This window comes from Desulfamplus magnetovallimortis, from assembly GCF_900170035.1.
GTDB classification, from domain to species: Bacteria; Desulfobacterota; Desulfobacteria; order Desulfobacterales; family Desulfobacteraceae; genus Desulfamplus; species Desulfamplus magnetovallimortis.
The window spans coordinates 16,027-24,340 of the sequence record NZ_LT828566.1; the positions used below are offsets into that span (position 1 = coordinate 16,027).

The window sequence follows — 8,314 nt, forward strand, 5'->3', positions numbered from 1 at the left end:
TTAATAGACGAGTATGATAATTTTGCCAATGAAGTGATGATGTCAAGGGAGTGCAATGTGGATCGTTATGAATCCCTTGTTAAAAAAGAGGGCATATTAAAAACCGTATTTAAAAACGTCAAATCCCTTGCATCCAGTGATGTTTTTGACCGGATATTTATTACCGGAGTATCCCCGGTTGTAATGAGTGACATCACAAGCGGTTTCAACATTGGGGAAAATATCTACTTTGAAGCAGATTATAATGATCTTTGCGGGCTTACAGAAAAGGAAATCCACGAAGCACTTATCAGGCTTGCAGATAGACATAACGGTGATGACAATAATGATACTATTAATAATGGTAAAGATGGCCTTGAAATAATGAAGCTCTACTATAACGGCTACTCATTTTCCAAGGATGCAAAGGAGCAGGTTTACAACCCGACCCTTGCCCTTTACTTTCTCAAACGCTTTCAAAAAACAGGCACTTTTCCTGATAACATGTTTGATGAAAACCTTGCCATGGATGAGGGCAAACTTGTCTATATTTCCGGCATTCAAGGCGGCAATCAATTAATAATTGATCTGATGCACCAGGGTCACAGGGTGGAAATTAATGAAATCAGCCGGAAATTCGGAATTAGAAGGATGCTTTCCGATGCCACCCATGACAGGTCATTTTTGATCTCTTTTTTGTATTATTTTGGAATACTTACCTTTGCAGGTGTTACAGATGAGGGAAAAAGATATTTAAAAGTGCCCAATCTCATCATGAAGCGGCTTTATGTTGAGAGAATTAATGAAATGTTCATTCCTGAACCATTAATAAGAGATCAAGGCAAAAATGCTGCTGAAGCACTTTATACAAAGGGAGAAATGGGAGAGCTGTGCCATTTTGTGGAGCAGACATTTTTCAAGGTATTCCGCAACCGTGATTACCGATGGGCAAATGAACTCACTGTCAAAACAGCATTTTTAAGCCTGCTTTACAACGACATTCTCTTTATCATGGATTCTGAAAAGGAACTTGGCAGGCGGTTTGCCGATCTCACCATGATTATCAGACCCGACATGCGGAAATACCGCCTGCTGGATATTCTCATTGAGTTCAAATATGTGAGCCTGTCAGATGCAGGATTGAGTGGTGAAGATGCACGGAAGCTCTCATTTTCCGAGGTGGCGGCATTGCCTGAAGTCAAGTCTGCCATGGGTGAAGCAGAGAAGCAGGTTAAATCATACAGAAAAACCCTGATGGCAAGATATTCTGATCTCAGGCTTAAAAGTTTTGTTGTGACAGCCCTTGGTTTTGACAGAATTTCCTGGAGAGAAGTTAAAAATATTAATTAATATAAATTGTACAATAGTAAAAAGTTAAAGGGAAATTTTTATGCACATTTTGAAAATAGATCACTGGACAAGAAGATTCTGTATGCTCTCCATTATCTTTGTTTTCATTTTTTCAGGTATGACTGTGGCATGGTCAGGAAATCTGTTCATTGATCCAGCCTCACCCTTGGTTGCGGTGGGGGAAGAGATTACCCTAAGCGTAACCAATGCCAGCGGGGATGTGAGGTGGTTTGCCTTTGATGGAGAGATTCAAGGGGAAGGAAATACCATAGTATATCATGCACCTGACAGCCCCATGATTGCAGGAGTAACAGCACAGGATAGTGCCGGAAATATTGGAACTGTTTCTGTTGTTGTCATGGAAAAGGAAGATGTGGAGGAAAGGTTTTTAAGGGAGAATGCAAATTGGGAGATTTTTACAGATAGAAGTAGCGTGAAAGCTATACTTTTATCTGATGATAAAGAAACGCTATGGGTCGGGACTGAAGGTGGACTTGAAGAGAGGAATGCCTGTACCGGAGAACTGAAAAGGGTTTACAAAAATCAGGATGGACTGCCTTACAACAATATCAGCGCTCTTGCCTCAGATGGATCAGGGGGCATTTGGGTTGGTACATATGGCGGTGGTTTAGCCCATCTTAGTTCCCAAGGTAGCTGGGAAGTGTTTGATCAAGACAGTTCTTGTTTCCCGTCTAACGATATCACATCCCTTGTGTCAGACGGTTCCGGTGATATATGGGTCGGGACAAAAGGTGGTCTTGCCCACATCAATTCTCAAGGTATCTGTGAGTTTTTTGATACTGGGAATTCTGATTTGCCGAGCTACAAAGTCAAATCCATTGCTTTAGATGGCTCAGGAGGGATTTGGGTTGGAACATCCGGTGGCCTTGCCCACTTAAATCATCAGGGCATCGGGACAGTTTTTAATCAAGATAATTCTGATTTGCCGTCTAACGATATCCAATCCCTTGTCTCAGACGGTTTGGGAGGTATCTGGATTGGGACATGGGGAGGAGATATTGCTCATTTTAATTCCCAGGGTAATTGGGTAGTAATTGATGACGACAGTTCTGATTTAACAGGAAATACTGCCTACTCCCTTATTCCAAACACCACAGGAAAAATATGGGTGGCTACAGCAAGTGGTTTAGCCAATATCAATTCCCAAGGCGTAGGGGAGGTTTTTGATAGTCGTAATTCTGATTTACCATCCAGCACGATCTATGCCCTTTCATTAGATGGTTCAGGGGGGCTTTGGGTTGGGACAGATGGCGGTTTAGCCCACTTTAATTCCCAGGGTAGCTGGGAAATCTTTGATAAAGAGCGTTCTGATTTGCCGTGTAACGACATCTATGCCCTTTTATTATATGGTTTAGGGGGGCTTTGGGTTGGGACAGATGGCGGTGGTTTAGCCCACCTTAGTTCCCAGGGAAATTGGACGAGGTTTAATGAAGATAATTCTGATTTACCGTCCAACAATATCGAATCCATTGCATCAGACGATTCAGGGGGACTGTGGGTCGGGACACTCAGTACTGGCCTTGCCCATTTGAACTCCCAGGGCAATTGGACGCTATTTAATGAAGATAATTCTGATTTGCCGTCCAATCATAATATTACTTCTCTTGTCTCAGATGGCTCAGGGGGAATTTGGGTTGGGACATTGACCAGTGGTTTATCTCATCTGAATGCCCAAGGAAATGGAACCTGTTTTAATGAAGACAATTCTGATTTGCCCAGAAATTGGGTTTCAGGCCTTATATCGGATGGTTCAGGAGGAGTTTGGGTGGATACATACAATAGGGGGGTTGTTCACATCACTTCCCAAGATAAATGTACAGTGTTTAATGAAGATAATTCTGATCTGCCGGATGACGATGTCAGATCCATTCTCTTAGAGGATTCAGGAGGGATCTGGTTTGGAACAAACTATGGTTTAGCCCATCTGAGTTTCCAAGATAGATGGACGGTGTTCTATGAAAGCAATTCTGATTTGCCTAATAACCATGTCTATTCCCTTGTCTCAGACGGCTCAGGGGGAATTTGGATGGAAACATTCACTGGCTTAGCTCACTTAAATTCTCAGGGTAACTGGACGGCTTTCGATGAAGACAATTCTGATTTGGTGGACAACCATGATGTCAGCGTTCTTGTATCAGATGGTGCATTAGGGATATGGGTAGGAACGGAAGCAGCCGGTCTTGCCCATTTAACCTACTCTTCAGGCACAATAAATAATGAACAATACCTGACAGGCAAACGTGCCGCCATAATAGTTTCCGGAGGGGGAAACACAGACGACAACATGCTGTGGGACAGCACAGAAAAGATAAGCAATTACACTTATAAAATGCTGAACAGGCGGGGCTTTTTAAATACCGATATTTACTACATCTCCCCAAAACAATGGGCAGATTTCAACGGTGACGGTCTTGATGACAACATTGTGGATGCACCTGATCCTGCAAGGCCGCTTGTTGTGGAAGACATTCAGGCAGCCTTTGACTGGGCAAAAGAGCGGGGGGAGTTGAATCAGCCCCTTTACATTTTTTTCACGGATCATGGCGGAAATAATCGTCTCCAGCTTGCCAATGGTGTTTACATTGAAGCAGCAGAGCTTAAGCAGATGCTTGACGACTACCAGCAAAGCACAGGTAATAAAGTTATATTTGTCATTGACGCCTGCCATTCCGGTACATTGGTTGAGTCACTTGCCGCACCTGATCGTGCCATTATTTCAAGTACAGATGATGGCCTTGCTTACTTTGACCGCTACGATGACCAGAGTTTCACATATTTTCTGACAAAGGGATTGTTCAAGGGCATGAATTACCTTGAAGCCTTCCATTATGCCGAAAGCAAACAGAAAAAGTTGCTGGGCAAACTCTCGGACTATGCAACAGTTGCAGGCGATAACCCGGGTGATCTTTCCCAGGAGCCACAGTATGATGACACAGGAGACGGTGTTTATGTGGTGGCAGAAGAGGGAGAGTGGCTTAAGAAAGTGAGTATTAACGGCAATGTGACCGTGGGGGATATTACACTTCAGGTTGAGCCTGTAACAGCTTCCGGAATAATTTCAGCTAATTCAGCTTTAGATGGTGATGCAAAAATCCTCAAGGCAAAGGCAACCCTTGTTGAAGGCAGGGTAAAAAGTGTCTGGGCAGTAATACATCCCCCGAGGATGGATATTATTGTTGATGACACCGGAATTCCGCTTTTGCCCTTTCCCAGGGCCCAATTAAGAGAATCAGAGTCTGAAAATCAAATCTGGGAAGGCAGCTATGACGGCTTTATCTACAACGGCGAGTATGATGTCACCTTTTACGCCGAGGACAACAGCGGTTTTATTGAAAACAGCGACACTATAACCCTGACTGTAACAGGAGGGTTGGCTCTTCCTGACAGGGCATCTGTGGAGCTCGGTATCAGCAGTAATACTATTCAATCAACTGATCTTGAGCCTGGCAGCTTCAGCCTTTCAGTGACAGAAAAGCTTTCCTATGGCTATGATCTCTATGTGGGGATTTTCTTTCCCGATGGCAGGTTTGTCACCTTTGACGGCTCAAATAACTATAATGATGAATGGTACAGGATAGAAAAATGGTGGCCTGTGAACAGGGAGCAGGGCAGGGGAGTTACTGTTCTTGATGATGTGGATATGCTTAAAAATTTGCCTGTGGGGGAATATCAGGTTTATGCTGTGCTTGCACCTGAAAATGAGAATATCCTGAATACCGTAAGCAACTGGGTTTGGGATTTTGCAGGTTTTAAGGTGCAGTAAAATAAAGTTTTTGATTGTTTGAATCACAGGTTAGCCTGGTGACAAGAATTATTTTTGTTTAGTACGTGTAATCTTTTATCCGATTATCATGAAAACACAATCTGTTTTCGTTATCGTGGGGGTGGCCAAAACCCGGCAATGATCGTTTAATCAAAAAATAAGACAATTATGGAAAAAAGGCAGCTTTGTGTTATTGCCTTTTTTCCATTTTCAATTCTATGACTCATTGAAGATAGGGATGGAATAATTACCGCCGTAATACCTGAAAATTCCGTCAATCCCTCCATGATCTGAGTGGAGAATATCTTGGCGATCCTTTATGTATTCCATTACTTCCTCTGTAAATCCGCCAGTGGAAACAAGCCATATGATTACTTCCGGCACTGGAACACCCTCTTCCTGAGCCTGAATCTTCAATACTTTTGCAGCTTCTTCAATTTTTTTAACCTGAGAAATACCCATCTTTTTCTTTGTATATTTACATTCGCAAATCCACACCCTTTCTCTGCCCGTAACCTTACCGTAAACATCTATCTGGTATTGAGGTGTTTTGGCCCCTTTTACGGTTTTTGAATCAACATACTGAAACAGCGGCAATTCAATCACACCGTTTTTGCCAAAAAATCTTCCATCAATTGAACCATTATTAAACTTCATCATTGTCACCTGAACCACCATTTCAAGGAACTTTCCTTTTAATGTATTAAAAAGGTTCTGCTGACTCAGATCTATTTTTTCAACATCTTCCATATCTTTTTCATATACAAATTTTATAAATCGCATAAGACATATATCATTAAAGGTATAAAATCTTGCTGCACTTCTATAGACAAGATCAGCCTGATAGAGCTTTTCTATCTTCTCTTCAACCACCTTTTTAGGAACATTGAGTTTATCTGCAATCTCTTTAATCTCCACAGGTTTATTATTATATTTTGTAAAATAATAAATGATTTTTCGTCCTGTTTGCTCATCAATGGCTGAATCTCCATTTATTATTCTGCGGTTGTCATCAAAATGGGTCTGCCAGAAACCATAAATTTTTCCCTGCTCAATTTCATATCGGATAATACGATCTATATTTTCTCTGGTGTTATATGATTTATTTGAACACTTTGACATTGCAAGGCAGTAGAGATAGTAGGGATGGCCGCCAACTTGTGTACTTGCATATAATGCATTTTCTGAATCTGTTTCAGAGTCCGGCAGATAAATTTCAATAAGATGCCTCAAAAGAGTTGCTCCATCTGGAATAGATAACGGTTTAAGATATGAAAAATCAAATCTGCCGCCAAGGGGGCCGCCCATTACTGTTCTAAAAACAAGTGTCACCGCAGAACCGGATACCAGCATTGGGGCTTTTCGGCTTTGGGATTGACGATCATAGGTGGCTGTCAGATCTGTTCCCTCAAGGTATGGATTATTGCGTCTCTTTTCAATAACCTGATCCAGAAACTTTTTTTCTATATCATGAACATAAAATTTCATATCCTGAAATTCATCAATGATAACAGCAACCCTTGTTCCGGAGTAAGATGCCAATTGCTCAGGTACACATATAAAGTCATCCCATTGATTTCTGGTACTGTTAAATTCATTTGTTTCATAGCGTTCAGCAAAAGCTTTAATCATATCTTTTGCGATTAATACAGATTTATTATCTGATTTATAGTTTATCAATGACTTCAATTGAATTTGCCTGTTTTGAAAAAGAAAAGGGTCTTGATGACAATATGCAATGTACTGTCTGAAAAAAGTTGTTGCATATAAAAGTAAAAACTCTCTAAGCGTAGTCTCTTCACGTTTCATGCGAAAATAAAAGGGAGCAACTTTATATTCAGGTTTAAAAAACACTGTATTGACAAGCCGATCCAAAAGGACTGTTTTACCCATTCTACGTGGAGCAATTATGGCAGTACTTGGTGACGTCATCTTTTGAATATTTTTTACCCACATATCAAGCTCACGAAGAATCTCCACACGATCTGTGAACTCCTCATAGGCAAGCATCTCTTCCACTGGAAGAATTCCTGTAACTGGAGACTTTTGCATACTAATTCTCCTTTACTGCGTTCATATGTTTATTTTTCAAAAATAATATGGCATCTTTCATCTGAATAAAAAAGTAGCTTGCATTTTTTTACCGTGGAAATCGATACATTATTTCCATGTTCGGGGGTGGCGTAACTCCCGCCATGTCCGTTTATTGAGACTTCTTAGAAATCCTGGAGGGTATCATAGTATCAAAATGAAATAGAAAACAGTAGTTTTTGTTGTTTTTTAAATCGGCACTATTCCGGATTGGAGTTTAATAAAAGCAACGCAAACAATATAGCAGATTAAACCGTCATGGCCGAGTTTCATGCACCCATGAACATGAATATATGTATCCATTATTCTTTTGTCCGACGATAAAAGCATTCTCTCGGTGGGAACCACCGGAGGCCTTGAGAAAAAAAATGCCATTAACGGAGAGCTGGAAAGGGTTTATACGCTGCAAAGCGGCTTGCCGGACAACTATATTTACTCTCTTCTGTCGGATAGTTCAGGCGGGATCTGGATGGGGACTTTTTATGGTGGCCTTGCTCATCTGACATACTCTTCAGGCAAAATCGGAGATGAAAAGTATCTGACAGGAAAGCGGGAGAGTACCAGTTTTTAAAAGATAAAAAGTTGATTTTTCATTACTTTTTTGCTGATTTTTCCAAAAAAATATAGGAGCGTAATATGAAATTTCCATATGGAATCAGTGATTTTAAAGAGATAATTCTTGATAATTATTTTTATTGTGACAGATCTGCAAAAATTAAACATTTAGAGTGTGATAAACATCAGCTTTTTCTGCGCCCCAGACGATTCGGTAAATCCCTTTTGCTCTCCATGCTGGAAAATTACTATGATGTTGCAAAAAAGGATAGATTTGATGAGCTTTTCGGTCATCTTGAAATTGGTAAGGATCCCACTCCACTTCATAATTCCTACTTTATCCTGAAATGGGATTTTTCCTGTATTGATTCATCAGGCTCAGTTGATCAGATTCGTCAATCCATTTTTAATCATATCAATGGATGTATTGAAGAGTTTATGATGTATTATCAGTCATATAATATCCCTGAAATCAAAATCAATCCACTTGACGCTCTTGCTTCCCTGAAATCCTTAAGCAGTGCCATTAAAATGATGGACATATCTGTTTTTTTA

5 protein-coding genes are annotated in these 8,314 nt (G+C 40.7%); 4 read left to right on the top strand and 1 reads right to left on the bottom strand.

Going from position 1 to position 8,314, the window contains the following annotated elements; translation table 11 throughout:
- Both MTBBW1_RS25525 and MTBBW1_RS25530 read left to right on the top strand, forming a co-directional pair.
- Nucleotides 1–1,329, top strand: a 1,329-nt coding sequence (locus MTBBW1_RS25525) for an AAA family ATPase (protein ID WP_080809351.1), incomplete at its 5' end; no start/stop codon positions are given.
- A 40-nt stretch (nt 1,330–1,369) separates the two neighbouring features.
- A complete protein-coding gene (locus MTBBW1_RS25530; protein ID WP_080809352.1) occupies nt 1,370–5,113 on the top strand; it encodes a two-component regulator propeller domain-containing protein in 3,744 nt (1,247 codons plus the stop codon).
- Nucleotides 5,114–5,329: 216 nt separating this feature from the next.
- Here MTBBW1_RS25530 and MTBBW1_RS25535 read toward each other — a convergent pair whose 3' ends face one another.
- A complete protein-coding gene (locus tag MTBBW1_RS25535; protein ID WP_080809355.1) occupies nt 5,330–7,165 on the bottom strand; it encodes an ATP-binding protein in 1,836 nt (611 codons plus the stop codon).
- A gap of 349 nt (nt 7,166–7,514) precedes the next feature.
- Between MTBBW1_RS25535 and MTBBW1_RS25540 the strand changes: the two genes are divergently transcribed.
- Both MTBBW1_RS25540 and MTBBW1_RS25545 read left to right on the top strand, forming a co-directional pair.
- Nucleotides 7,515–7,775, top strand: a complete 261-nt coding sequence (locus tag MTBBW1_RS25540) for a two-component regulator propeller domain-containing protein (protein WP_186441713.1) — start codon at nt 7,515–7,517, stop codon at nt 7,773–7,775.
- A gap of 65 nt (nt 7,776–7,840) precedes the next feature.
- A partial coding sequence (locus MTBBW1_RS25545) for an AAA family ATPase (RefSeq protein ID WP_186441714.1) occupies nt 7,841–8,314 on the top strand: 474 nt, incomplete at its 3' end.